General features: G+C 62.2%; 18 protein-coding genes. 15 read left to right on the top strand and 3 right to left on the bottom strand.

Annotated features, from left to right (window positions below):
• The first annotated feature begins 7 nt into the window (after nt 1–7).
• The 8 genes from KRX52_RS09170 to KRX52_RS09135 all read left to right on the top strand — a co-directional run bounded on the left by KRX52_RS09170 (nt 8) and on the right by KRX52_RS09135 (nt 9596).
• Nucleotides 8–1357, top strand: coding sequence for a phenylacetate--CoA ligase family protein (locus tag KRX52_RS09170; protein WP_217681434.1), 1350 nt, complete (start codon nt 8–10; stop codon nt 1355–1357).
• A 151-nt stretch (nt 1358–1508) separates the two neighbouring features.
• Nucleotides 1509–2636 (top strand): glycosyltransferase family 4 protein, encoded by a 1128-nt coding sequence (locus tag KRX52_RS09165; protein WP_217681433.1) that lies wholly within the window; start codon nt 1509–1511, stop codon nt 2634–2636.
• Entirely contained in the window at nt 2633–3226 is a 594-nt protein-coding gene (locus KRX52_RS09160) for a sugar transferase (RefSeq protein WP_217681432.1), read from the top strand. Before KRX52_RS09165 ends, KRX52_RS09160 begins: the two co-directional genes overlap by 4 nt.
• A gap of 57 nt (nt 3227–3283) precedes the next feature.
• A complete protein-coding gene (locus KRX52_RS09155) occupies nt 3284–4294 on the top strand; it encodes a GNAT family N-acetyltransferase (protein WP_217681431.1) in 1011 nt (336 codons plus the stop codon).
• 60 nt (nt 4295–4354) lie between these two features.
• The gene (locus KRX52_RS09150) at nt 4355–5323 is read left to right on the top strand and encodes a polysaccharide deacetylase family protein (protein WP_217681430.1); all 969 of its coding nucleotides are present in this window, start codon (nt 4355–4357) and stop codon (nt 5321–5323) included.
• Nucleotides 5323–6102 carry a formyl transferase gene (locus KRX52_RS09145; RefSeq protein ID WP_217681429.1) on the top strand — a complete coding sequence of 260 codons (780 nt, stop codon included), beginning with the start codon at nt 5323–5325 and terminating at the stop codon, nt 6100–6102. The genes KRX52_RS09150 and KRX52_RS09145 overlap by 1 nt, the downstream gene beginning before the upstream one ends.
• A 191-nt stretch (nt 6103–6293) precedes the next feature.
• The gene (locus KRX52_RS09140) at nt 6294–7469 is read left to right on the top strand and encodes a DegT/DnrJ/EryC1/StrS family aminotransferase (protein ID WP_217681428.1); all 1176 of its coding nucleotides are present in this window, start codon (nt 6294–6296) and stop codon (nt 7467–7469) included.
• A gap of 72 nt (nt 7470–7541) precedes the next feature.
• Complete coding sequence (locus tag KRX52_RS09135) at nt 7542–9596, top strand: acyltransferase family protein (RefSeq protein ID WP_217681427.1); 2055 nt, start codon at nt 7542–7544, stop codon at nt 9594–9596.
• Between the two features lie 16 nt (nt 9597–9612).
• Here KRX52_RS09135 and KRX52_RS09130 read toward each other — a convergent pair whose 3' ends face one another.
• The 3 genes from KRX52_RS09130 to KRX52_RS09120 form a co-directional block, all read right to left on the bottom strand.
• Complete coding sequence (locus tag KRX52_RS09130; protein WP_217681426.1) at nt 9613–10794, bottom strand: DUF1501 domain-containing protein; 1182 nt, start codon at nt 10792–10794, stop codon at nt 9613–9615.
• A gap of 1 nt (nt 10795) precedes the next feature.
• Nucleotides 10796–12373: a DUF1800 domain-containing protein gene (locus KRX52_RS09125; protein ID WP_217681425.1), complete on the bottom strand. Its 1578-nt coding sequence runs from the start codon at nt 12371–12373 to the stop codon at nt 10796–10798.
• A gap of 63 nt (nt 12374–12436) precedes the next feature.
• Nucleotides 12437–14482: a polysaccharide biosynthesis protein gene (locus tag KRX52_RS09120; RefSeq protein ID WP_217681424.1), complete on the bottom strand. Its 2046-nt coding sequence runs from the start codon at nt 14480–14482 to the stop codon at nt 12437–12439.
• Nucleotides 14483–14899: 417 nt separating this feature from the next.
• Here KRX52_RS09120 and rfaH point away from each other — a divergent pair, with 417 nt between their 5' ends.
• The 7 genes from rfaH (at nt 14900) to KRX52_RS09085 (ending at nt 23165) form a co-directional block, all read left to right on the top strand.
• Complete coding sequence (rfaH, locus tag KRX52_RS09115; protein ID WP_217681423.1) at nt 14900–15430, top strand: transcription/translation regulatory transformer protein RfaH; 531 nt, start codon at nt 14900–14902, stop codon at nt 15428–15430.
• 266 nt (nt 15431–15696) lie between these two features.
• The gene (locus tag KRX52_RS09110; RefSeq protein WP_217681422.1) at nt 15697–17124 is read left to right on the top strand and encodes an MBL fold metallo-hydrolase RNA specificity domain-containing protein; all 1428 of its coding nucleotides are present in this window, start codon (nt 15697–15699) and stop codon (nt 17122–17124) included.
• Nucleotides 17125–17382: 258 nt separating this feature from the next.
• Entirely contained in the window at nt 17383–17898 is a 516-nt protein-coding gene (locus KRX52_RS09105) for a hypothetical protein (protein ID WP_217681421.1), read from the top strand.
• A gap of 82 nt (nt 17899–17980) precedes the next feature.
• Nucleotides 17981–19204 (top strand): outer membrane beta-barrel protein, encoded by a 1224-nt coding sequence (locus tag KRX52_RS09100; RefSeq protein WP_217681420.1) that lies wholly within the window; start codon nt 17981–17983, stop codon nt 19202–19204.
• Nucleotides 19205–19405: 201 nt separating this feature from the next.
• A complete protein-coding gene (locus KRX52_RS09095) occupies nt 19406–19942 on the top strand; it encodes a polysaccharide biosynthesis/export family protein (protein ID WP_217681419.1) in 537 nt (178 codons plus the stop codon).
• Nucleotides 19943–19945: 3 nt separating this feature from the next.
• Complete coding sequence (locus KRX52_RS09090; RefSeq protein WP_217681418.1) at nt 19946–22189, top strand: GumC family protein; 2244 nt, start codon at nt 19946–19948, stop codon at nt 22187–22189.
• A 250-nt stretch (nt 22190–22439) separates the two neighbouring features.
• Nucleotides 22440–23165, top strand: coding sequence for a tyrosine-protein phosphatase (locus tag KRX52_RS09085; RefSeq protein ID WP_217681417.1), 726 nt, complete (start codon nt 22440–22442; stop codon nt 23163–23165).
• Nucleotides 23166–23183: the final 18 nt, after the last annotated feature.

Below are 23183 nucleotides of genomic sequence, written 5' to 3'. Positions count from 1 at the left end.
GTGAATCATGACAGCGCAAGAATTTATCCAGCAACTCCTTCCGATGTCGATCCAGAATATCGCCATCAGCCTCTACAACACCAACCTGTATCACAAGCGCCACACCGGCATATACGCGAGCATGCGCGAATACTATGCAAACTGCTCAAGGCTCAGTGCGGGCGAGATTCATGCAGAACAGCAGAGAAAGCTTGCGGCCTTCCTGAAGTACGCCACGGAAAACTCCTCATGGTACGCTCCCTGCAAGGGGCTGGAGCTGGAGGATTTCCCGATACTGGAAAAACGGAATATCGTTGAAAATCTCGACAAGATAGCGACCATCAAGGAAAACCAAGCCATCGTCAACCTGACCGGCGGAACCACTGGGTCTTCGATGAAGGTGCTATACACCCACGCCGACATGCAGGAGCGCTTTGCCCTCATCGACACCTTTCGGGCAACCTACGGATATACGCTTGGAAAAAAGGTGGCATGGTTCAGCGGAAAGAATCTGATCCAGACACGGGACCTGACTCGCGGCACCTTCTTCCGTGACGACCATATCAACAGGATCCGCTTCTTCTCCACCTTCCACATCTGCGAAAACAACTTCGATGCCTACTGGCGAGCTCTCACGGAGTTCGATCCGGAATACATCGTCGGCATCACCACCTGCGTCTACGACCTGTGCCGAATGGCACTGGAGCGCAATCTCGAGCTCAAGGGCCATCTGAAAGCCTATTTCTCCACCGCGGAAACAGTATTGGACGTGCAAAAAGAAATCGTGGAGAAGGCTTTTGGCTGCCCGCTGGTCGACCAGTACGCCTCATCCGAGGGAGCACCTTTCATATTCCAGTGCCTTCACGGATCCATGCATATCCACCCGCTTTCGGGAATCTTCGAGGTCGTCGACGAGAGAATGCGCCCCGCCCGCGAGGGCGAAATACTGGTGACCTCGTTCACGACCCATGGCACACCACTGATCCGTTACCGCATCAACGACAGGCTTAAGCTTGCCCCGGATGATTTCGTCTGTCCCTGCGGGTCGTGCTTCCCGGTGGTCGAACACATCGACGGCCGCGCAACCGATTTCGTTCTCTCCGTGGATGGCACGCGCATCGCCTCCGGAAACATCAGCAACTGCACAAAAGGCGTCGAAGGCATTCAGTGCTTTCAGCTCTTGCAGGACAGGCAAGACGAAGTAACCGTCAAGTTGGTCTGCTCAGACCGCTTCGATACGCTTCAGGAGATGAAATTCACCAACGCGCTTCGTCAACGCCTAGGCTCGGGCATGAAGATTGCCATCGTCCGGGTGCCGGAAATCCCCAGGGAGCGCAGCGGGAAGTTCAGGATACTGAAGAACTCCCTGGCCGTCTGAGCCGGACAAGATCGCCACCGTCCCCGGCAGTTTCATCGCACCTTTTCCCCCTTAATGACACTCGAGCCTGCCAGACATGCCCTGGTGACGTGAAATTCAGTCATTGGGACCGGCTTGGCTATGCCTCGGCTCCCAAACGGTCTGAACGCGCATGAAATTCCTCCTGCTCGCAAGCTACCCCGAGTCGCTGCTCACCTTCCGCGGCCCGCTACTGGATGCCTTGCTCGCCCAAGGCCACAACGTGCATGTAGGGGCTCCGGAACTGAGGCTGGGAAGCCCGATCGTCCAGAAGTTGGAGGCCCGGGGCCTGCAGATTCACAGCATCCCGATGCAGCGCACCGGCACCAACCCGCTCACCGACCTGGTCACCCTCATCCACCTGCACAGGTTGATGCGGCGAATCCACCCGGATTGTGTGCTGGGCTACACCATCAAGCCCGTGATCTACGGCTCGCTGGCCGCCTGGCTGGCCAGCGTTCCCAATCGTTTTGCGCTGATAACCGGGCTGGGTTACAGCTTCCAGGGACAGGACAACGGTACTGATGAACGGGCACTGCTGCGCTCGCTGGTGCAGTGGCTGTACGGGTTGGCGCTGAATCATGCGCACAAGGTGTTCTTCCAGAACCCGGACGATCAGGCCCTGTTCCGCACTCAACAGATTCTCTCCCCAGCGGTCCCGTCGTTCGTGGTCAACGGCTCCGGCGTGGATGTCGACGAGTACACCCCTGCCCCCCTGCCGCCATCCCCGCGTTTTCTCATGATTGCCAGGCTGCTGGCCGACAAGGGCGTGCGTGAGTACGTTGCCGCGGCACGTCAGGTGCGCGCCCGGCATCCCGAGGCCCTGTTCAGCCTGGTTGGCTGGATCGACGAGAACCCGAGCGCCATCGCACAGGCGGAGCTCGACGCCTGGCAGGCCGAGGGCGTCATCCGCTACCTGGGCAAGCTCGACGATGTGCGCCCCTCCATCGCCGACTGCAACGTCTACGTCCTTCCCTCGTACCGCGAAGGCACTCCGCGCACGGTGCTGGAGGCCATGGCCATGGGACGCGCGGTCATCACCACCGACGCCCCCGGCTGCCGCGAGACGGTGGTCGACGGAGACAACGGTTTCCTGGTGCCGGTGAAGGCCGTGGATGAGTTGACTGCGGCGATGCTGCGCTTCGTCGAAGATCCGGGCCTGGCCGTGAGCATGGGCCAGCGCTCGCGACTGATCGCCGAGGAGAAATACGACGTGCGCCGCGTGAATACGATGCTGATGCAGGAGATGGGCCTCAGATGAGCAAGCGCCTGCTCGACATTGTCGCCGCCGCCTGCGGGCTGCTGCTGCTCGCGCCCCTGCTGGTGCTGATCGGCTGGCAGGTGCGCCGCCGCCTGGGTTCGCCGGTACTGTTCCGCCAGCGGCGCCCGGGGCGCAACGGCATTCCCTTCGAGATAATCAAGTTCCGCACCATGCGCGATGCCGTGGACGCCCATGGTGAGCCGCTACCGGACGGCGAACGCCTGACACCCTTCGGCCGCTTGCTGCGCGCCAGCAGCCTGGACGAACTGCCGGAGCTGTGGAACGTGCTGAAGGGTGACATGAGCTTGGTCGGTCCACGTCCGCTGCTCATGGAGTACCTGCCGCTGTACAGCCCCGAGCAGTTCCGTCGTCATGCGGTACGTCCCGGCATCACCGGCCTGGCCCAGGTCAGCGGCCGCAATGCCCTGAGCTGGGACGAGAAATTCCGCCTGGACGTCTGGTACGTCGACCACCAGAGCTTCTGGCTGGACCTGAAGATCCTCGGCCTGACCCTGCACAAGGTCTTGGCGCGCGAGGGCATCAGCGCCCAGGGCGAAGCGACCATGCCGAAGTTCACCGGCTCCAAATGACGCACAAGGCCTGCAGGACGCGAACGCTCCGACCTCTCAGCCTGGAACCAGCACGCCATGAAGATCAACGAGCTCACCAGCAAGAACGACTGGGAGGAAGCGCTGTTAAAGGCATCCCGCCACGACTTCTATCACACCTGGGATTTCCACCAGATCTCGCGTCAGAACGGCGAAGGCGAGCCGCTGCTGTTCGAGGTGCGCGCACAACAGGGCGGCGTGCTCTTCCCCCTGCTGTCGCGCCCTATCGCGGGTTCGTCGCTGCGCGACCTGGGCTCGGTCTACGGCTACCCCTCGCCGCTGGCCTATGGGCTGCTCAATCGCGATGAGGTGCCTGGCCTCTGGGATGCCCTGCTCTCGCACCTGTTCCAACGGGGCTATGTCAGCCTGTTCTCCCGCTGCCACCCCCTCCTTACCCCAGAGATCCTCGGCGAGGACGCCTACTCCCCCTGCGGCCGTGTCGTCATCATCCCCCTCGACCGCTCCGAGCAGGAGCAGCGCAACGAGTACCGTACCAACCACAGGCGAGACATCGGCAGGCTGGAACAGCTCGGAGTGATCTGCCAGTCGAGCAGTTCGGCGCACAGCCTGGCCGACTTCGTGGCCAACTACGAGGCGACCATGCACGCGGTCGAAGCCGCGCCCTATTACTTCTTCCCGAAGAGCTACTACCAGGGGCTGCTGGCGGCCAGGTCCTTCGATACCCGCATCTATTCCTGCACCCTCGGGGACAGGGTGATCTGCAGCGGCATCTTCGTGTTCTGCGGACAGTTCGTGCAATACCACCTCGGCGGCACGGCTCCGGGCTTCGCCCATCTGGCGCCGACCAAGCTGATGTTCGATACGGTGCGAAAGGATGCCTGCCGCATGGGTTACAAGCATTTCTGCCTCGGTGGCGGCCATGGCAGCCAAGAAGACTCCCTGTTCCGCTTCAAGGCCGGTTTTTCCAGCAAGACCAGCGACTTTCGCCTGATCCGCAAGGTGATCAACCCCGACGAATACCAGCGGCTCTCCGACAGCGTCGCCGTGGAAACCAGCTACTTCCCCAGATACCGGGCGCCACTCCACTGAGCCCGCCTGGCCAGACCTACAGGCGATTGACAGCGGCATCTGCAAGACTGGGAGACTGCCATGCCACATGGAATCTTCACCGTATCGCTCGACTTCGAGCTGTACTGGGGCGTCAGGGACAAGCGGAGCATCGAGCAATATCGGCACAACCTGCTCGGCGTCAGGCAGGCCGTGCCCGCGATGCTGCAGGTGTTCCGCGATCACGACGTACACGCGACCTGGGCAACGGTGGGCTTCCTGTTCTTCGACAGCCGGGAAAGCCTGATGCAGAACCTGCCCCGTCTCCTGCCCAGCTACGCGCAGACCGTGCTCTCACCCTATCCCTACATCCAGTCGAGCGACTGCCTGGAAGCAACCTACCATTTCGCTCCCGACCTGCTGGACATGATCGAAGCCTGTGCCGGGCAGGAGATCGGTACCCACACCTTCTCCCACTATTACTGCCTGGAGCAGGGCCAGACCCTAGAGCAGTTCGCCGCGGACATCAGCGCCGCCGTCGCCACGGCCCGGGCCAGGGGGCTGCGCATGGACAGCATTGTTTTCCCGCGCAACCAGTGGAGCCGGGATTATCTGGCCACCCTGAGCCAGCTTGGCATCCGCTGCTTTCGCGGCAACGAACGCAGCTGGATCTACCAGGCCCGCGCGGACGCCCAGGAAACCCGTCTGCAACGCGCCCTGCGCCTGCTCGATGCCTACCTGAACCTATCCGGGCACAATACCTATCGAATCGCCGAGTGCCTGCGGGAGCAGCCGTTCAACTTCCCGGCCAGCCGCTTCCTGCGTCCCTATTCGAAATCGCTGGCACGCTTCGAGTGGCTGCGCCTGCGCCGCATCAAGGCTGCCATGAGCGACGCCGCCATCCACGGCAAGCTGTTCCATCTCTGGTGGCACCCCCACAATTTCGGCACCAACACCTTCCAGAACATCCATTTCCTGACCAGGATCGCCGAACACTACCGCGACCTGAACAGACGCTACGGCATGCGCTCGCTGAACATGGGCGAGATCTGCCGGCTTGGGAACAGCTGATGGAAAGCCCCCAGATCCGGGTCGCCATGCTGTGCGGCAACGGACGCTCCTCGCGCATCCTCTACAACAGCCTGGCAACACTCCCCGGTGTGCAGATCGCGTGCGTCATTCTCGAGAACAGCCCCCCGGCACTCGCACTGCTGCGCGGCAGGGTCAGAAAGCTGGGCGCGGCCAGGGTCGCCGGGCAACTGCTGTTCATGGTCTACAACCGGCTGCACAGCCGGGCCTCCGCCGAACGCATCCGCCAACTGATGACGGACTACGACATCAGCGATGCCCCGTTTCCCGCAGAGGTCCCCAGCCGGGTCGACAGCATCAACAACCCTGAAACCATCGACCTGCTGGCGGCGGCCAGGCCCGACGTAGTGCTCGTCAACGGCACCCGAATCATTGCTGCCAGCATCCTGTCCGCCATCGCCTGTCCGGTGATCAACACCCACATGGGTATCACCCCCCGCTATCGCGGCGTGCACGGTGGCTACTGGGCACTGGCCCGGGGCGACCGGGAAAACTGCGGGGTTACCGTGCACCTGATCGACCCGGGCATAGATACCGGCGGCGTGCTCTACCAGGACATCATTCACCCGGAAAGCCGCGACAACTTCAACACCTACCCCATCCACCAGATGGCCAGGGCCATCCCCCTGATCGAGGCCGCCCTCGACGATATTCGACACCACCAGATTCAGGTCAAGCCCGGAGTCATGCCCTCCATGCTGTGGTCGCATCCGACGCTGTTCGAATACCTCGGCAACTGGGTGAGGAGCGGGGCGAAATAGCCATTCGCCCCTTAGCAGCCCTACCCTCGCCTTGCCCGAAGAAGCAAGTTTTCGCTTCGCAAGCACTCTCATCCATAGGCAAAGCAACCAACCGAGAGGAGCACCTTCAGGGTTTCAGCATCTTTATCCGACACAAACCACGAACACGAATCCGGCACACCGTTCAATACAATATTGCGGAGCAGGTCATCATGTTGAATACCAGTTTTTCACCTTGGCCATGCTTCACGGAAGAAGAGGCAAATGCGGTACGCGATGTCATTCTGTCCAACAAGGTCAACTACTGGACCGGCGAGGAATGCCACCAGTTCGAGAAGGAGTTTGCCGAATGGGCCGGCGTCGAATACGCCATCGCCCTGGAGAACGGCACCGTGGCCCTCGACGTGGCGCTCAAGGCGCTCGGCATCGGCGCGGGCGATGAAGTGGTGGTGACCCCGCGCACCTTCCTCGCCTCGGTGTCCAGCATCGTCAACGCCGGTGCGGTGCCGGTGTTCGCCGAGGTGGACCGCGAGTCGCAGAACATCACTGCCGAGACCATCCGCGCCGTCCTGACGCCGCGCACGCGCGCGGTGGTCTGCGTGCACCTGGCCGGCTGGCCGTGCGACATGGACCCGATCATGGCACTGGCCGCCGAGCGCGACCTCAAGGTGATCGAGGATTGCGCCCAAGCCCACGGCGCCCAGTACAAGGGCCGCTCGGTCGGTACGATTGGCCATGTCGGCGCTTGGTCGTTCTGCCAGGACAAGATCATCAGCACCGGCGGCGAGGGCGGCATGGTCACTACCAACAGCCATGAGCTGTGGTCGACCATGTGGTCTCTCAAGGACCACGGCAAGAGCTGGGAGGCGGTGCACCAGCCGCATTCCACCCCCGGCTTCCGCTGGCTGCACGAGCGCTTCGGCACCAACTGGCGGATGATGGAAGTGCAGGCGGTGATCGGCCGGATCCAGCTGCGCCGCCTCAACGCCTGGCATGCCCGACGCCTGGCCAACGCCGAGCGCATCTGGGACTGCGCCCGCCAGCTGCGCGGCCTGCGCACCCCCAGCATTCCCGCCAACATCGTCCACGCCGCCTACAAGTGCTATCTGTTCGCCGAGCCCCAACAGCTGGCAGCCGGCTGGGACCGCGATCGTATCCTCAGCGAGATCAACGCGCGCGGCGTGCCCTGCTTCTACGGCTCCTGCTCAGAGGTCTACCTGGAAAAAGCATTCGACAACACCAGCTTGCGCCCGGCCGAACGCCTGCCAGTGGCCCGCGAACTGGGCGAAACCAGCCTGATGCTCCTCGTCCACCCGACGCTGACCGATGCGGAAATCGACAAGACCTGCGCGGTGCTCGCCGCAGTCATGGACGAAGCCGCCTACTGACGGCATCGCGCGCCGAGAGAAAGGACTGGCGCCCCCCTGCCGCTCGTGCAGAAGTCATCCCAGAGGTTAGCCATGTTCAAGAGCAGACCCAGCGCAACGATGAAATGGACCGAGGACAGTGCCGTGCTGGCCGGCGCGTCCACGCAGAACGCCTATCGCGACGATATCCAGGGCATCCGGGCCATCAGCGCGATCATGATCGCCGTGTACCACATCTGGATGAGCAAGGTGTCCGGTGGCGTGGATGTGTTCTTCGTGATCTCCGGCTTCCTGATGACCGGTGTGCTGATCCGCCAGATCCAACAGCACGACCGGATCAGGCCGCTGGTCTTCTGGGGCAACCTGATCAAACGCATCGTCCCCAGCGCCTGCACGGTGCTGCTGTTCACCCTGATCGCCGGCTACTTCATCGTCCCCGAGCCGCTGTGGAGCCAACTGATCCAGGAAACCCTGTTCAGCGCGCTCAACCTGGAAAATCTCGAGCTGATGCGCAGGTCGGTCGACTACCTGGCCCGCGAGCTGCCGCCCAGCCCGGTCCAGCAGTTCTGGGCACTATCCACTCAGGTGCAGTTCTATCTCCTGCTGCCACCGGTGCTGATGCTGGCCCTGTGGTTGGGCCGCAAGATGGGCGCCCCCTCGCGCAAGCCGCTGCTGGTGGGCGTCGGCCTGGTGGCCCTGGCGTCCCTGCTCTACTCAATCGTCGAAACCGCTCGCGAACCGGTGTCCAGCTACTTCAACCCTGCGGCACGGGTCTGGGAGTTTTTCACCGGGGCGCTGCTCGCCCTGCTGCTTCCACGCATCCATCTGGGGCGGGGACTGCGCAACCTGTTCGGTCTGCTCGGTCTGGCCACGCTGCTGCTGTTCGGCCTGCTGGCTCCGCAGGGCAGCCAGTTCCCCGGTTACATCGCGCTGATCCCGGTCACCGCCGCCGTGATGCTGATCGTCACCGGCAGCGGCACGCAACCATCGGTTGCCAGCCGCTGGCTGGCCAATCGGCACCTGGCAGGGCTCGGCAGGATTTCCTTCGGCGTCTATCTGTGGCACTGGCCACTGCTGGCGTTCGCCCTGGAATACCTGGGCACCAGTCACCTCGATCCGCTGCAGGGCCTGCTGATCATCGCCCTGGCGATAGCCCTGGCAATGGCGACCCACCGGTTCGTCGAGGAGCCGATCCGCAACCACAAATATGCCGCCCGACGGGTGTGGGTACCCTATGCCATCGGCCTGCTGCTGCTCAGCCCGGTGCTGGCCAGCGCCGCGACCTGGAAGTACTACATTCGCAACGTGGTGGCCGATGAGCGGGGCAGCAACGCCGCGCTGGCCGGCTCCGCAGACTTCGCGCCCGCCGAGGTGCAGATCAGCGCCGGCCAGCTCTCGCAGGCACACCTGATCACCGCCAAGATCATCCTGCCGGCCTCCTACCAGGGCAACTGCCATCAACAGATCACCCGCGCCGAGGTGGTCTACTGCAGCTACGGCGATACCTCGGCCACCACCACAGTGGCGCTGGTCGGTGGATCGCACGCCACCCAGTGGCTGCCGGCGCTCGACCGCATTGGCAAGGCCCATGGCCTGAAGGTGCTCAACATCACCAAGAAGGAATGCCCGTTCGGTGCCACCGAGGGCAGCCACCCGTCCTGCTTCGAGTGGAACCGCCAGTTGATCGACACCCTGGCCGAGCTGCGCCCGCAGGTAGTGATCACCAACTCGACCACCACCACCCACCCGAAGACCCGCGAATACGTGCCGCAGGCTTACCTCGAGCAGTGGCAGCGCCTGGAGCAGCTGGGCATCCCGGTGATCGGCATCCGCGACAACCCCTCGCTCGGCTTCGATCCGGCCACCTGCGTGGCGCGCCACCGCGACAACCTACTGGCCTGCAGCAAACCGCGCGGGCAGTCGCTGGCCGATTGGGATCCGGCCCTTGAGCACCTGAGTGAACTCGACAACCTGCATCTGATCGACATGAGCGAGTTCCTGTGCACGGCCGAGCAGTGCCTGACCGTCACCCACGATTTCCTGATGTACCGCGACGGTCACCACCTCAACCCGCGCTATGTGCTGGCCCTGAGCGGGCGCCTGGGGGAGCGCCTGAGCCAGATCATGCCGGAAGTCTTCCGGCGCTGAAGGCCGGCTAAGGCATTCAGCTTTCCAGACGCCGCCCCGGGCGACCGGGGAACACCCGGTCGAGGGCCGCCTCGTCCAGAGCGAAGCTGGCCTGCAGGGCGCCACCCAGCACATCCCGCCAATCGAGACTCACCGGCAGGTCGCGCCCCTCATTGAGGCGGGTGTCGTTCAGGCCGTCGAACCCGCCCAGCATGCGGCCACCGCGGACCGCACCGCCAGCCAGCAGCATCAGGCCCCCGTGGCCATGATCGGTGCCCCCCGTGCCGTTCTCCCGCACGGTACGCCCGAACTCGCTGCACACCAGCACCTGCGTCCTCTGCCACTCGGCACTGCCCAGCTCGCTGCGCAGGGCAACGATCCCCTCGCTCAGACTGGAAAGAGCACGTTCGAGGATGGTCTCCTGATTGGCATGGGTATCGATTCCCCCGATATCGACGAATGCCAGGCTAAAGCGAGGATTGCGGCGCAACACCTTGGCCATGTTGCGCGCCACCCGTGCAAAGCCGGATGTGGCTGCGGCGCCTTGATCTGCGCCGCGCTCCATGGCCCCCTCGGCCAGCGCCGCGGCGATGGCTGCCTCGGTGGCGATCGCCTGCTCCAGGGCCGCGCCGCTCGGCTCGCCGGCATGCGTCTGGCGAATGGCCTCGAGAAAGCGACCGGAGGGCAGGTTGAAGCGGCTGGTGCCGAACTGGGCCACTTCCGGCATCACCGTCCCACGGAATGCCAGGGGTACTGCGCTGGTGAAGCTGATGCTGTCTTGGGCTCCACCCAGCTCGCTGGCGGCCCTGGACATGAATCCGGAGGCGCCGCGAGTGCGGCCGGTACCCAGCTCGAAGATATCCTGCGCCAGAAAATGACTGCGGCTGGTATCGATGCTACCCGCACAGGGGGCGAAGGCCAGCTCGCCGGTCTGGAACAGCTCCGCCAGGGGAGCGCAGGCTGGATGGGCAGCGAAACCACTGCTGCCCAGGGGAATCCCCCGCTCAATCACGGTCCGGGCCAGTGTCGGCCTCAGCGAGGCGAGCTGGGAGTCGGCGACCGGGGAAAAGGCGAACAGCCCGTCGAGACCGCCCCGCAGGAAAATGACGATCAGGCGACCGCTATCCTCGGCTCGAGTTTCCCAGGCCCAGGAGCCGCCCAGTGACAAGCCCCCCATGGCCAGCACAGCCTTGATGAACAGACGTCGATCAATGGCCATGTCAGCGCCTCATGAATTCGGGAGAGGACAGCAGCAAGGCGCTCTTCTCGACCGTTGAAAGCCCCCGCAGCGAGCGCCGAGTCGCGTCACGCGTGCTGCCGAGCATCTTCTGGATCCGCTCCGGATCGGCCTGGCATTCGGCCTGCCCCTCGGTCTGCTGCCGGCCCGAGCCGGCAGGCTTCTCGGGGCTTGTGAACGGCACCCGTCCCCGGGCAACGTCCCTGGCAAAGCGGATGCGCTCCGTCATGGTCACCGGAGACAGCCAATCGGTTTCCAGCATCCCGTAGCCATCGGGAGTGGTCCGCCGCATCGGCAATTGACCCATCTCGCTGGCCGCCGCGAACAACGCGCGGGAATTGGTAATGGGCTGATCCTCGCAAACGACCCGAGCCACCGACAGCAGATAGTCGAGCGGCTCCTTGAACTTGTTTGGCGCCTGCAGGGACGCCTGGAAGGCCGGCGACTCGAACAGGGCAAACAGGGTCGCCGAAATGCTTCCGTCAGTTTTCACGAAGGCAGCGGCCATGCTCGCCAGTACCTCGGGGTCCGGCTCGTCGGCGAGAAAACGCTGGGCCAGCTTGCGGCTGATATGCCGCGCGGTCGCCGGATGGCGGGCCATCAGATGCAGGGCGCGCTCGATCTCGGCCAGGCCCTCGCCGGGCGGAAACTCCGCGCCGAGAAAGTGCTTGGCGCCGAAATCATGCCGGCGGGGATCGAACTCGAAGAAGCCCCGGCGCACCACCCCGGAGCGGGCCAGTTGCGCCTCGCTCTCGTCGGCACGCGGCACGTCGGCCCCGGTGATGATCCGCGCCAGCTCCTGCACGTCCTGCTGGTCGTAGCCCCCCTCGACGCCCAGGGTGTGCAGCTCCAACAGTTCGCGGGCCAGATTCTCGTTGATGCCCACCCGCCTGCCGCGGCTGATCGCATGGCGACCGAGCCGCGACTCGGGGGCCAGCGACTGCTCGTTGTCGAGGTAGATCTGCATCGCCGGGTGGAAGAAACTGGCGCGCAGCAGCGCCTCGAAGGAATCTTCCCGCATCGCCTGCGCCAGACTGTCGATGTAGTCACCCACCAGTAGCCTGTTGCGCCCCTTGCTGACAAACACCGAAAAATGATTGAGCCAGAATGACAGCAGTGCCTCATGCCCAGGATTGTCGCTATTCGCCATGGTCAGCAAGCGGGCCTCGATCTGCGCGAGGCCATAATTGACGACAGTCTGCTGCATCGCCATACGGTCTGCGGTGTTCCCCATGCGGGGTACCGCGCTGCCTCCGGGACCGTAACGTGCCCAGATGGATTCGAGCGGTTCACCGGCGACCCTGTCCGCCAGTGCATCCACGGGATCAGGCAACGTCGAAACCTCCCCGACTGCCCGAGTCAGGTATTGGCGAGGTGTCTGCCCGATGGTCATCGAAAGTGAGCGTGGTGTTGGGCCGTAGCCAAAGCGAGAAAGCATGCTCCTGGCCTGCACTTCGTTCATTGGCAGGTCCAGGTCGAGAGAAGCGGCCGGCAACTCCAGCGCATACAGCCCCATGAGGGCCATGCACAAATGAAGGAAATGCAGAAACTTCTTTTTCATTGAAAATGACCGCCCACATCCCGTCGATGAGCCGGCGGGAAATACACAAAGGTTTACCCTCGGCTACTGGCGATTACCGCCGGCAATCATCACCTCCCGGCCAGTTTTTTCAGCCGGTGCCGGCTCGCACTGAGAATGCAACCAGTCGACGTCGGCATCCGGGGTATAGCCGCTGACAATCCGGCACAGCAGATCGCGTACGTGCTGGTAATCGTCCAGCTTGATCGACTGGACCATCTCGACCATCAGCGCCTGCAGTTCCTCCCACGGCATGTGGGCTTCGTTGGCGCGCATGATCATCGGGTGTTCGGTCGGCAACACGTTGTCGCCGATCAGCAACTCCTCGTATAACTTCTCCCCGGGGCGCAGGCCGCAGAACTCGATGTCGATGTCGCCGTCCGGGTTCGCCTCAGAACGCACCGTCAAACCCGAGAGATGCACCATCCTCTCTGCCATCTGGGCAATCTTCACCGGTTCGCCCATGTCCAGCACAAACACGTCCCCACTGTCCCCCATCGACCCCGCCTGGATCACCAGTTGCGCCGCTTCCGGAATGGTCATGAAGTAGCGGGTCATTTCCGGATGGGTCACGGTGATTGGCCCACCGCACTTGATCTGCTCGCGAAACAATGGAATCACCGAGCCGGACGAGCCCAGCACGTTGCCAAAGCGCACCATGATGAAACGGGTGCGGTTAGGCTGCGGTGGCAGGTCTGGTTCGCCGTACAACAGCACCGAACCCTCGCCGGCCAGAGCCTGCAGCACCAGTTCGGCCATACGCTTGGTACTGCCCATCACGTTGGTGGGACGGACCGCCTTGTCGGTAGAAATCAGCACGAAGTTACGCACCCCGGCACGCAAGGCCGACTGCGCGGTATACAGAGTGCCCAGCGTATTGTTGAGCACGCCTTCGGAGACGTTGTGTTCGACCATCGGCACATGCTTGTAGGCCGCGGCGTGATACACCGTATCCACTTTCCAGCTTTGCATGATCTCAAGCATCCGCACCGGATAGCGGACCGAGCCGAGGGTCGGCACCAGTTGCACGGGCAGCCTCTTGTCGCGGATACGCTGCTCCAGCTCGATCTGGATGGTGTAGAGGCTGAACTCCGAGTGATCGAAGAGGATCAGTGCAGAGGGTGCACCATCCAGGATCTGCCGGCACAGCTCGGAGCCGATGGAGCCTCCGGCGCCGGTCACCATCACCACTTGCCCACGAATGCAACGCTCCAGCAGCTCGGGTTTGGGGGCCACCGGGTCACGACCGAGCAAATCAGCGATGTCCACGGTCTTCAGATCCTCGACCTTGACCCGGCCGCTGGCCAGATCCGCGATATCCGGCATCGTGCGCACCGCCAGCGGATAGGCCTCGAGTATTTCCAGAATCTCGCGACGGCGTGCGCGCGACGCTGACGGAATCGCCAGCAGGATCTCCTCGGCGCCGGTTTCCTTCAACATGCGATCGAGCTGGCTTGGCGGGTATACCGGCAAGCCAGCAATCACCCTGTGCGCCAGCTGCAGGTCATCGTCGATGAAGGCCACCGGGCGCCGCGCGCGTCCCATGCCCAGCGCATGTGCCAACTGGTTGCCGGCCAAACCGGCCCCGTAGATCGCCACCTTGGGCGGGCCAGGCTGGAGCTTGAAGGAGTGATCGCTCAGGTTGTACCAGTCACCGGTGAAGTATTGGCGCATGGCGAGGCGCAAACCACCGATCAGCAACAGGCTCAGCAACCAATAGTTGACGATCACCGAGCGCGGAAGCAGCGCCGTGGTCTCGCCATACAGCAAGATGACCACGGTCAGCAGCAGCGCAGAAAACGTCACCGCCTTGGCGATCGTCAACAGCGCATCGTTACCGAAGCGGCGCATCACCGCCCGGTACATGCCCAGGCGAATGAACAGCGGCAAAGCCACGACCGGGGCAGCGATGAACAGCCAGGCATGGCTGGCAAAGGGCTGAATCTGACTCGCATCATCCAGACGCGCATAGAAGGCCAGCCACAACGCCAGCCAGATCAGCGGTACGTCAGCCAGGAGTTGCAGCAAGCGCTTGTTGCCAGGGGGCAGTTTCAACAGACGATGACGCACAGAGGTTTGATGCCCACTCATGAAAGACCACCTTTGCCCATTGAGCCGTGGAGCCTTCATTGCAAGGTAGCCCACTCAGCGGAACTTCGCCGTCGTTACGTCAATATGGCACCATCAAAAGCAACAAACACAAAAAACGCCATAATACCGACACAGAACCAGCAGGCGCGCGAACGAACGACACCCTGCCCATTCACGAGCAAGTTGACGGGAAAGAGAGAAAATGAACGAAAATGACTGATTATTCAGCGCTTTCAGCGTTGCCAAACCACAGGAGTGATGGCAAAAAAAGGCGCCCACATCGTCACAGGCCCAGTCTGGCCGCCACGATTTCAACGGGGTCCGGCGTGGAAAAGTCGCAGAATTCGTGCAGAACTTGTAGTGTCGACGTCTGTCAGAATGGCGCGTACAGCTAGCAAGGCAAGGACGAAAGACCGCATGAGCAGCAGCCTCACACCCGAACAGCCGCAGTGCAGTCAAAAGAGCGCTTGGTACCTGATCCAGTGCAAGCCACGGCAAGACGAGCGTGCCGAAGAAAACCTGCTCCGCCAGGGCTACACCTGCTATCGCCCGCAGCACACCCGCGAACGCCTGTTGCGCGGCCTGCGACAAATGGTCGAGGAATCGCTGTTCCCCGGCTATCTGTTCATCCAGCTCAGCCAGCTCGACAACTGGGGGCCGTTGCGCTCCACCCGTGGCGTCAGCCGCGTGGTCGGTTTCGGCAATCAGCCACTCGCCGTCAGCCCTGACCTGATCGAACGCTTGCAGCAGCGCTGCAGCGCCGTCCTCCCCGAGCAGCTTCTCGAGTCCGGCGACAGGGTGCGGATCAACCAGGGCCCCTTCGCCGAACTGGATGCCATTTTCCTGTCCATGGACGGTAACGAACGCGTAGTACTGTTGATGAACATCCTTCATCGCGAGCAGAAAGTCCGGGCTCCGCTGTCAAGTATTCGCAAGGCCGAAGAGTAGCAAAATGCTTACAGACAAAAGGCGGGGGCAAGCGTCACAATAAACGCTTTATCTCGACCAGCTGCAATAACAACTCCAGGGACTGGAAAACGCCCACGCGTCGCCTCTCCCTACTATTCAAGCAGCCACTGACCGGTGCATGGCATCCATACACCGGTCAGTGGCGTGCATTTAGAAACGCGTTCTCAGGACTTGACGGAAAATCCTGGGGCGGTAGCGTGCCTGAAACCCGCCAACCTCACCGCATACTGTTAATGGACTAACACATGCCCTACCCGCAAATCCTGCATCACGGAGCCGCCCACGGTGTCACCGGCTCCTGCCACCAGCTGCTGATGGATGACCAGCATAGCCTGCTGATCGACTGTGGGTTGTTCCAGGGCGCGGAAACCTCGGCCGACGGTCTCAACAACGCCAACCAGCTACAGATCGACTTCGAAACCGCCAACATCAGGGCCCTGATCGCCACCCATGTGCATGTCGATCACATCGGTCGCCTGCCGCAGCTGCTGGCTGCCGGCTTCAAAGGCCCGATCCTGTGCAGCGAGCCCTCCGCCAAGCTGCTGCCGCTGGTCCTGGAAGACGCCTTCCGCCTCGGCATCAGTCGCGATACCAAGCTGCTCGAGCGTTACCTCAAGCTCATCGAAACCCGCACCATCGCATTGCCCTACAAGACCTGGTTCAACATAGTCGACAACCCGCAACTGCACGCGCGCATCCGCCTGCAGCGTGCCGGCCACATCCTCGGCTCGGCCTACGTCGAGTGCGACCTGCACTACCGCGCGAGCGGCGAGAAAAAACGCATCGTCTTCTCCGGCGACCTGGGATCGACACACACTCCGCTGCTGCCGGCCCCCAAGTCCCCGTGGTCAGCCGACACCCTGATCCTGGAAAGCACCTACGGCGACCGCACTCACGAACCGCGCGCAACCCGGCGCAAGCGCCTGCAGGGCGTGATCGAAAAGGCTCTGGCCGACAACGGCACGGTACTGATCCCCGCCTTCAGCATCGGCCGCACCCAGGAACTGCTGTACGAACTGGAAGACATCATCCACCGGATGAAGCTCAAATCCGCCGACACAACCCCCTGGCCCGACCTGCCGATCATTCTCGACTCCCCGCTGGCCAGCCGCTTCACCGAGGTCTACCAGCAACTGCAGCCCTTCTGGGACAAGGAAGCACTCAAGCGCGTCAACCAGGGCCGCAATCCGCTGAAGTTCAGCAACCTGCTCACCGTCGACAGCCACAGCGACCACCTGAGCATGGTTCGCCACCTGGCCGACAGCGCACGCCCGGCCATCGTCATCGCGGCCAGCGGTATGTGCAGCGGGGGGCGCATCGTCGACTACCTCAAGGCCATGCTCGGCGACCGGCGCCACAACGTGCTGTTCGTGGGCTACCAGGCCAAAGGCACACCCGGCCAGATCATCCAGCAATACGGTCCCAAGGGCGGCTATGTCGATCTGGACGGCGAGCGCATCGACATCCGCGCCGGTATCGAGACCCTCGGCGGCTATTCGGCGCACGCCGACCAACAGGGACTGATCAACTTCGTCACCCGCATGCGCCACTGGCCAAGCGAAATTCGCCTGGTGCATGGCGAGGATGGCGCCAAAACGCAACTGGCCCGTGCTTTGCATGAGCGTTACCGGCACAATGCTCGGAATGTGGCAATTCACACAGCAAACCAATGAGCTCGGATGCGACGATAGAAATTACGCGCCGCACCCAGAGCGCAAGTCGAGATTTTGAGCGGTATCGTACCGTCAGAGCGCCGGCTCCCCAGCCGAACGATAGCCAGCCATCCTGGCGGTCACCATACCCCTGTAACTAGAGAGCGTATGCGATCTTCCGGATTTGCATGCACCCACGTCGCACTGCTTGCGAGGTGTTCGGATATCTCCAGCACTCTGCGACAAGTCACAATGATGTACCACATGAGGATATACCCAATGAAAAAAACCTTGACCATGCTCTCCCTCGCGGTCGCCCTGACTGCCGGCCAGGTCGTTGCTGCGGAATCCACCGTCACCACCACCAGCGCTGTGGAAACCACCCAGCAAGCCCTGACTCCGAAGGAGGAGAAGGCGCTCAAGGCGGCTGCCGTCAAGGCTGCTAAACTGGCACTCGCAGCCGAGAAAAAAGCAGCTGCAGTCGTCAAGAAGCAAGCCAAAGCAGCAACCGTTGCGGCCACGAAAGAACTGAAGGCTGAACAAAAAGCAACCAAGCTGGCCGAAAAAGCAGTCATCAAGGCTGAAAAGCTGGCAGCTAAGGAAGCGACCGCAGAAAACCTCGCCGCAGTAGAAGCCGCTAAAGCAAAAGTTCTGGAGGCCCAGCAAAAGGTCGCCGAGGCTCAAGCAAAAGCAGCCCAAGTAGCTCAACAGCAACAAGCACTGCTTGACGCAGCACTTGCTGCTGTGGAAGCAGCGAAGCAGAACGTCTCGAACGTCATTGCAAGCCCGAGCTGATAAAACAACTGCCACAGCATTCGCTGTGGCAGTTACCTCTTCCCAAGCAAGTACCTCGCGGCAAAAAAAGAGGACCAAGCTGATGAGCAAAAAACTTACCAAGAATGCCTTGACAGCAACGGCAACCACCTTGGCCATGGCTGCCAGCATCACTTCTTGGGCCATAGAGCCGCAATATATCAAGCTAACCGAAAGCACCCTTTTCATTCCAACGCTGCAACTCAAAGAAGTTTACGACGACAACTTCCACGCCGACGACAACAACGAGCAATCCTCCTGGATAACCACCCTAGCGCCGAGCTTCACGCTCGCCGGCAAAGGCAACAAAAGTGGTTACCTAATTAACTACACGGCATCCAGCGACACCTTTCACTCAAGCCAGAAAGACAACAATACCGATCATATCTTTACCGCCGAATCCAACCTTGAGTTCAACGCACGAAATCGCCTCAAGCTGAACGCTGGCTATCGCGATATCGAAGAAACAGCCACGCTGAACCAAAACCAGGAAAACGACCAATACAACAGTAAAACCATCGGCGGCGTTTACACTTACGGCGCCCGCACCGCTCGCGCGCAAATCGACCTCGGCGCCAACTATGACGAACTGCGCTATAGCAACAGCAATCATCTGAACGATGACGAGGAGCGTGACACCACCGCCCTGCGCAGCACCTTTTACTATCGTGTAGCACCGGACACCCGGCTGCTGCTCGAAGCTCGTCATACCGACTATGACTACATCAGCGATACCAACAGCAGCAGCACCAATATCGACCTGCTGACTGGCGTAACGTGGGACGCGACCGCCAAGACCTCCGGCAGCATCAAGGTCGGCCGTGGCCAGAAGGATTACGACAACTCCGGCATCGACACTGCCTCTACCGGCATGTGGGAGGTCGGCGCCACCTGGAAGCCACGCACCTATTCCACCTTCAGATTGACCACGCGCCGGGCATTTGACGAAGGCAGCAACAGCGTAGGCACCATTGGCGACGGTACCGACACAACCGTTCGGAACACCAACGACGACAGCGCCGTAAAGCTGCAAACCACCACCCTGGGCTGGAAGCACTACTGGATAGAGCACCTTTACTCGGACCTGAGCTACACGCGCATGGATCTTGAGTATCTGGACAGCAATCGCGAAGACAAACTCAACAATATCGGCCTCGGCCTGACCTATGAGATGCGCCGCTGGCTGGATATTGGCCTGGGCTACAAGTACAGCGAAAACGATTCGGACGTGAATAGCGAGAGCTATGAACGCAACATTTATGCGCTGACCATCAACGCCAGCCTGTGAGTCGGAATCTACCGAGCAACGCGTGAGGCTCTCGCGACACACGCCACTGCCAATAAGTATTCGAAGAGAAGTATTTCGACCTTTCCGCAGCCCTGGGCAGCTCAAGCCCACGGGCTGCAAGGGCTCTGGCGATCCTGCAGCACTGAAAAATCGGCTTACTCTCCTTCAGACACTTGAAAATCCACCGAGAACTTAAGATATATGCTATTCCGCTATTTTTTCAGCTTGATGCTTTGCTTCTTGCTGGGTAACGCTTCCGCCCAGGCAGAAAACGCCTCTACCTACAAACTGGCCTCGGGCGACGTCATCCGCATCAACGTCTTCGGTGAAAAGGATCTCAGCATCGAGGAAATCCGCCTCAACGATGCCGGCATCTTCTCCTATCCCTTCATCGGCGACGTCCGCGCCAAGGGCAAGACCGCCGCCGAAATCGAGCAACTGCTCACCGAAAGCCTGAAGGGCGACTACCTGGTCGACCCGCGCGTCTCGGTCAGCGTGCTCACCTACCGCGAATTCTTCATCAGCGGCGAAGTGCAAAAGCCCGGCGGCTACCCGTTCCAGCCCGGCCTGACCTTGCGCCGCGCCGCTGCCCTGGCCGGCGGTCTGACTGAGCGTGCCTCCGAAGGTCGCATCACCATCATCCGTGACCAGGACGCCAGCCGCACTCCCGAAAAAGCCACGCTCGACACCGTCGTGATGCCCGGCGACACCATTACCATTGACCAGGGTTTCTTTTAAATAATGGAAAGCAACGCCCAGATTAACGAGCGCAACCTGATCGCCCAGCGCCAGGATGACGACGACGACGAGATCGACCTACTGCAACTGTGGCAGACTCTCTGGCGCCGCAAGTGGAGCATCCTCTCGCTGTTCGTGGTGGTGGTACTGGTCGCGATCCTCGCGGTCCTCAGCCTTACCCCCATCTACCGCGCCGGCGCCACCCTGCTGATCGAACAGCAGGCCGCCAAGGTGGTCTCGATCGAACAGGTCTACGGCCTCGAAGGTACCGGCAACGAATACCTGCAGACCCAGTTCGAACTGCTCAAGTCGCGCGCCCTCGCCGAGCGCGTGGTCAAGCAGCTCAACCTGACCACTCACCCCGAGTTCGACCCGCGCCAGCAACCCGAACCGCTGATCGACATCAAGGGCCTGCTCGCCAACTTCAACGTCAACCAGGTCGTGCCCGCCACCCTGCCGGAAGACCTCGAAGAAGGCGTCGACCCGACCGAAGCGCAGATTCTCGACGATGTCACCAAAGCCTTCATGGAGCAAGTCAGCATCGTTCCGCAAGGCAAGAGCCAGCTGGTCCGCGTCGAGGTCGAGATGGCCGACGCCCGCATGGCCGCCAAGGCCGCCAACGCCCTAGCCAACGGTTTCATCGAAAGCCAGATGGAAGCGACCATGGACATGTCGCTGACCGCCACCAACTGGATGAACAGCCGCCTCGGTGAGCTGCGCAACACACTGAAGAAGGCAGAAGACCGCCTGCAGGCCTTCCGCGAGAAGGAAAACCTGGTCGACGTCGACGGCGTGTCCACCATCAGCGCAGCCGAACTGTCGCAGACCGGCAACCGCATGATCGACGCTCGTCGCCAGCGCGCCGAAGCGGAAAGCCAGTACCGCCAGGTGCAGGCAATGCGTGACGGCGGCTGGGAAAAGCTCGCCACCATCCCCGCCGTCCTCGGCCACCCGCTGATCCAGCAGTTCAAGGCCGACGAAGCCAAGGCCCGCGCCAAGGTCGACGAACTGTCCAAGCGCTACGGCGCCCGTCACCCAGCCATGGAAGCCGCGCGCTCCGACCTCAGCGCCGCCTCCGGCAGCCTGCGCGGCCAGGTCGAACAGATCGTCGCCGGTATCGAGCGCAACTATCAGCTCGCCGTCGCCAACGAAAGCTCGCTGCAAGCCTCGTTCAACGCCAACAAGTCGCAGATCCAGGATATTTCCCGCAAGGAGTTCAAGCTGCGTGAACTGCAGCGCGAGGTGGATGCCAACCGCGCCCTGTACGACACCTTCATGACTCGCCTGAAGGAAACCGCCGCCACCTCCGACCTGGAAAGCGCCAACGCCCGCGTGGTCGACCAGGCCGTCGTGCCAAGCGCGCCGGTCAAACCGAAGAAGAGCCTGATCGTCGCCATCGCCGGCCTGCTCGCCCTGTTCGTCGGCGCCGGCCTGACCCTGCTGATCGAAGCACTGAACAACACCTTCAAGAGCACCGAGCAGATCGAAAGCAAGCTCAACCTGCCGGTCCTGGGCATCCTGCCGCTGATCAAGGACAAGCAGCGCGGTGAAGTCGCCCACATGTTCAGCAGCAACGGCGACAGGAGCTTCAGCGAGTCGATGCGTACCATCCGCACCGGCGTGGTGCTGTCCGGCATGGACGAGCCGCACAAGATCCTGGTGATCACCTCCTCGGTCCCCGGCGAGGGCAAGAGTACGGTGTCCGCGAACCTGGCCATCGCCCTCGGCCAGATGGAAAAGGTGCTGCTGATCGACGCCGACATGCGTCGCCCGACCCTGGCGAAGAACTTCGACTTCGCGGTCGGCACCCCGGGCCTGGCCAACCTGATCGCCGGCACCGCCAAGCTGGAAGACTGCATCAAGCACGTCGAAGGCATCGACATGCTCAGCGCCGGCGCCGTACCGCCCAACCCGCTGGAACTGCTGTCCTCGGCACGCTTCGAGAAGGTCATCGAGCTTCTGCGCAGCCAGTACGACCGCGTCGTCATCGACTCCCCGCCGACCCATGCGGTCAGCGACGCCACCGTTCTGGCCACTCACGCCAATGCGCTGCTCTACGTGATCAAGTCCGAAGCCACGCCGATCCCGCTGGCGCAAAAAGGCGTCGGCCAACTGCTGCAGAACAACGCCCCGGTCACCGGTGTCATCCTCAACCAGGTCGACATCAAGAAGGCACAGAAGCAGGGCTACAGCTACGGCGGCTACTACGACTACTACGGCTACAGCAACGACGCCCAAAAAGCGTAAAGCCAGATAAGCGCAGCCTCCTATCCCCTCCCTGTCCCCTCTCCCGCCGCGGGAGAGGGGACAGGGAAGAGGGAACAACCCGGCTCACAAACGAATGTGCTCCCCATGTAGGAGCAAATTCATTTGCGACCCGCTCCACTACAAACCTCCGATCGCCCCTACGCCCCCGCGCTGATCGTTCCCACGCTCCCGCGTGGGAACGATCAGCGCGGGCCGCTCCGCGGCCATACTGTGATACCGAACCAGACCCATGATCGACCTGCACAACCACCTGCTCCCCGGCATCGACGACGGCGCACCCGACCTGGAAACTGCCCTGCAACTGGCCCGCATCGCCGTGCAGGACGGCATCACCCATCTGGTCTGCACCCCGCACATCCACCCCGGCCGCTACGACAACACCCCGGCCAGCATCCAGTCCGCCCACCAGCAACTCGTACGCGGCCTCGACCAGGCCGGTATCGACCTGCGGGTAAGCTGGGCCGCCGAAGTCCGCTTCGGCATGGAGCTGATGGCCAGCCAGGCCGAAGGCAACCTGCCCTTCCTCGGCCGCTGGCAGGACAAACAGGTCCTGCTGCTGGAGTTCCCGCATAGCGAGATCCCCTTCGGCGCCGAGCGCCTGACCCGCTGGCTGCTGCAACGCAACATCGTGCCCATGATCGCCCACCCCGAACGCAACAAAGGCATCATGCGCACCCCCAGCAAGCTCAAGCCCTTCCTCGAACAGGGCTGCCTGCTGCAGGTCACCGCCTCCTCGGTGGCCGGCCACTTCGGTGAGGTTGCCCAGGACCTTGCCCACAGTCTGCTCGAACAGGGCCTGGTCACCATCCTCGCCAGCGACGCCCACAACGCGCAGCACCGCCCTCCCGCACTGACCGAAGGCATGGAACACGCCGCCCGCATCGTCGGCGACACCCAGGCCGTACGCCTGGTCAAGGACACCCCCTGGCTGATCGCCCAAAGCCACTTTGCCTGAATACCCCATGACGACTAC

Source organism: Geopseudomonas aromaticivorans (assembly GCF_019097855.1).
Classification (GTDB): domain Bacteria; phylum Pseudomonadota; class Gammaproteobacteria; order Pseudomonadales; family Pseudomonadaceae; genus Geopseudomonas; species Geopseudomonas aromaticivorans.
This window is presented reverse-complemented; position numbering and strand designations above follow the sequence as displayed.

Excerpts from the sequence above, each read along its gene's own strand:
- KRX52_RS09170 (WP_217681434.1), top strand. The coding sequence starts at position 8 with ATGACAGCGCAAGAATTTATCCAGCAACTCCTTCCGATGTCGATCCAG.
- KRX52_RS09165 (WP_217681433.1), top strand. The coding sequence starts at position 1,509 with ATGAAATTCCTCCTGCTCGCAAGCTACCCCGAGTCGCTGCTCACCTTC.
- KRX52_RS09160 (WP_217681432.1), top strand. The coding sequence starts at position 2,633 with ATGAGCAAGCGCCTGCTCGACATTGTCGCCGCCGCCTGCGGGCTGCTG.
- KRX52_RS09155 (WP_217681431.1), top strand. The coding sequence starts at position 3,284 with ATGAAGATCAACGAGCTCACCAGCAAGAACGACTGGGAGGAAGCGCTG.
- KRX52_RS09150 (WP_217681430.1), top strand. The coding sequence starts at position 4,355 with ATGCCACATGGAATCTTCACCGTATCGCTCGACTTCGAGCTGTACTGG.
- KRX52_RS09145 (WP_217681429.1), top strand. The coding sequence starts at position 5,323 with ATGGAAAGCCCCCAGATCCGGGTCGCCATGCTGTGCGGCAACGGACGC.
- KRX52_RS09140 (WP_217681428.1), top strand. The coding sequence starts at position 6,294 with ATGTTGAATACCAGTTTTTCACCTTGGCCATGCTTCACGGAAGAAGAG.
- KRX52_RS09135 (WP_217681427.1), top strand. The coding sequence starts at position 7,542 with ATGTTCAAGAGCAGACCCAGCGCAACGATGAAATGGACCGAGGACAGT.
- KRX52_RS09130 (WP_217681426.1), bottom strand. The coding sequence starts at position 10,794 with ATGGCCATTGATCGACGTCTGTTCATCAAGGCTGTGCTGGCCATGGGG.
- KRX52_RS09125 (WP_217681425.1), bottom strand. The coding sequence starts at position 12,373 with ATGAAAAAGAAGTTTCTGCATTTCCTTCATTTGTGCATGGCCCTCATG.
- KRX52_RS09120 (WP_217681424.1), bottom strand. The coding sequence starts at position 14,482 with ATGAGTGGGCATCAAACCTCTGTGCGTCATCGTCTGTTGAAACTGCCC.
- rfaH (WP_217681423.1), top strand. The coding sequence starts at position 14,900 with ATGAGCAGCAGCCTCACACCCGAACAGCCGCAGTGCAGTCAAAAGAGC.
- KRX52_RS09110 (WP_217681422.1), top strand. The coding sequence starts at position 15,697 with ATGCCCTACCCGCAAATCCTGCATCACGGAGCCGCCCACGGTGTCACC.
- KRX52_RS09105 (WP_217681421.1), top strand. The coding sequence starts at position 17,383 with ATGAAAAAAACCTTGACCATGCTCTCCCTCGCGGTCGCCCTGACTGCC.
- KRX52_RS09100 (WP_217681420.1), top strand. The coding sequence starts at position 17,981 with ATGAGCAAAAAACTTACCAAGAATGCCTTGACAGCAACGGCAACCACC.
- KRX52_RS09095 (WP_217681419.1), top strand. The coding sequence starts at position 19,406 with ATGCTATTCCGCTATTTTTTCAGCTTGATGCTTTGCTTCTTGCTGGGT.
- KRX52_RS09090 (WP_217681418.1), top strand. The coding sequence starts at position 19,946 with ATGGAAAGCAACGCCCAGATTAACGAGCGCAACCTGATCGCCCAGCGC.
- KRX52_RS09085 (WP_217681417.1), top strand. The coding sequence starts at position 22,440 with ATGATCGACCTGCACAACCACCTGCTCCCCGGCATCGACGACGGCGCA.